2 protein-coding genes and 1 pseudogene are annotated in these 2690 nt (G+C 68.5%); 1 reads left to right on the plus strand and 2 read right to left on the minus strand.

Annotated features, from left to right (window positions below; genetic code table 11):
• Window positions 1-1376 (minus strand): RtcB family protein (locus tag JYJ84_RS33580; protein WP_205190050.1); only part of this gene is annotated, 1376 nt, incomplete at its 3' end.
• A 131-nt stretch (window positions 1377-1507) separates the two neighbouring features.
• On the minus strand, window positions 1508-2491 hold the full coding sequence (locus JYJ84_RS33585; RefSeq protein WP_175220244.1) for an NAD-dependent epimerase/dehydratase family protein: 984 nt from the start codon (window positions 2489-2491) through the stop codon (window positions 1508-1510).
• A gap of 101 nt (window positions 2492-2592) precedes the next feature.
• On the opposite strand from JYJ84_RS33585, the pseudogene JYJ84_RS33590 reads away from it, so the two are divergent.
• Window positions 2593-2690: pseudogene (locus JYJ84_RS33590) on the plus strand (LysR family transcriptional regulator); the annotation flags it as partial.

Consider the following 2690-nt stretch of genomic DNA (forward strand, 5'->3'; position numbering starts at 1 on the left):
ACCCACGGCTTCAACCGGACCGCGCTGCGAATGAGGCCGGCCTGCTCCTGCGCGTCGATCACGGGCCCGATGGGCTTGTACGCTTCCGGCGCTTCCTCGATGCGGCGCTCGTCGCGCAGCGTGACGCAGCGCCACGTGCCCGGTGCCTGCTCCGTGCGCATGCGCCGAACCGCCTGCCGGCGCACGCTGCGGCCGGCACCGTGGCTGCATGACCATAGCCAGTCGGGATGGCCGAGCCCGGTCGCGAGAAACGACGCATCGCCCATCGATCCGGGAATCAGCGCGAGATCGCCGTCGCGGGCAGGCGTCGCCCCCTTGCGATGGATGTTCATCCCGTTTTCACGCAGCACGACGTTGTGCGGCACGTCGACCACGAGTGCCGAGCCGGTCTCGCCGGTGAGTTCCGCCAGCTCCTTGCGAACCATCTCGGCCAGCACGACACGGTTGAGCCACGCATAGCGCGCGGCCGTGCCCATCGCGACGAGGTATTCGCGCGCCAGCTCGCCGGAAAGCCCGTACAGGCCGCTTTCCGGATGCCGGACGCCCGCCGGCCACGCCGCGCGCGCCCGGTCCATCCAGCGGCGCCCGACGTAGAAACCGACATCGCGCGACCCGCTGTGGATCATCACGACGACATCGTCCTTCGCGAGCCCTGCACGGTAGGCCGCGTGCCGATCGAACACGGCGTCGACCACCTGCAGTTCGACGAAATGATTGCCCGCCCCGGGGGTGCCGAGGCAAGGATCGCGGAATACCTCGCGCGACCCCACGTGTGCGTCCGGCGCATATTTCGCGCTGCCGTCGAACCGGTCGAGGCCGATGCACGCCGACAGCTCGTCGATGAGCCGGTCGCGGTCGACGTGCTGCCAGAGCCCCTGCGGCGCGACGCGATCGACGAATGCCGCCGGGCCCGCATCGAACAGCGCGCGGAATGCGTCGCTGGCGACCGGCACGTCGCGCCGATCCGCGAGAATCGCGCGCGTCAGCCGCTCGACGAGGGCCGTCTCGAACGGTGCGAGCGCCGACCGCTTGAGGCCCGTGGTGACGAGACGCATCCCGCAGTTGATATCGGTGCCGATCGCGGCGGGAATCACGAACGCGTCGTCGGTCGCGACGATCGAGCCGACGGGCGCGACCCCGCCCGGATGAAAATCGGGCGTCGCGCACGCCTTGCACACACCATGATGGCCATCCGGCGAACGGACGGCCGCGAACGCGAGCAACTGCTGAACGGCCTTCTCCTCGAGCGGGAGCGCATCGGGCAACAGGACGGACGCCTGCGTCAGTTCATTGCGCAGGTGATAGATGCCGGCGTGATAGTCGACATGGATGCCTTGCCGTTGCAAGGCCTTTTTTAAGCGAGGAAGAGTAGACATCGCTGCTGGAAATGAAAAAGGTACGACGCGACCTCCGGCATTCCGGCGGTCGTGGGTACCTTCCTGCAGCAGCGTCGAGGAAGGGAGCGCGGATCATAGCAGAACGCGCTTGCGTTCGCGACCGCCGTTGCTCACTTGAGACACCCGAGCCCCGCCAGCGTCGCCTCCACCGCCGTGTCGAGCGGCGTCACCGGCTCGCGGCCGAGCACCGCGGTCACTCGTGTGTTGTCGAGCCGGATCGATTCGCGCCACAGGTAGCGCATCTCGAGCAATTCGCGCAGCGTCGTCACGAACGGCGCCGCGGCCCACACGAACCACCACGGGAATTTGCGCACCGTCGGCCGCAGCCCGTGCCGCTGCGCGACGCGGCGCACGGCCTCCGCCATCTGCGTGCCGTCCGCGTCCCAATGGCCACCGAGGTGAAAACGCGCGAACGGCTCCAGCGTGTCGCGCCGCTCGATCAGCTCGACCATCGTGCGCGCGGCATCCGGCACATACGACCATTGATGCCCGATGCCGTCCCGCCCCGGCACGCTGATGGCCGCGACCGGCTTTCCGGCCTTGACGAACCCGGCCGCAAACCAGCTGTTGCCGGTGAGCTTCGGCCCGAAGAAATCGCCGGCGCGCACGATGATCGTGCGAACGCCCTGTGCGGCCGCATCCTGCAGCCGGCGCTCCAGCTCGACGCGGATCGCGCCCTTGCGCGTCGACGGATGCTGCGGCGCATCTTCGACCAGCACCGGAAACGCATCGGCACCGTAGTTGTAGACCGTGCCCGGCAGCACGACGGTGGCGTGCTCCGCCTTCGCCGCCGCGATCGTGTTGTCGATCATCGGCAGCACCTGCCCGGCCCAGTTCCGGTAGCCGGGCGGATTCACCGCATGCACGATCACGCTGCAGCCGCGCGCGGCCCGGACGACCGCATCGCGGTCCATCGCGTCGCCGCGCATCCACGCGATGCCGTCACGCTCGACGACCTCGGCGTCGAGCCCGCGCTTGAGCGCGCGCACCTGCCAGCCCGCATCGCGCAACTGCCGCGCGACTTCCCCGCCAATCCCGCCGCTCGCGCCGAGCACGAGTGCCTGTCGTTGGGTGCCGCCTGTGTGGGTCGTCATTGCCGCTCTCCTTGAATGAACGTCCGTGATGACACGCATTCTGGCGCGCCTTCAGCTATCAAGGAATTGCCGAACCCGATCGATCGGCTATACATTTATGCATGACCAACGATCTGAACTGGGAACGCTACCGCACCTTCCTCGCCGTGCTGACGGAGGGTTCGCTGTCCGGTGCGGCGCGCGCGCTCGGCATCACGCA

This window comes from Burkholderia sp. LMG 13014 (assembly GCF_905232215.1).
In the GTDB taxonomy this organism is placed as follows: domain Bacteria; phylum Pseudomonadota; class Gammaproteobacteria; order Burkholderiales; family Burkholderiaceae; genus Burkholderia.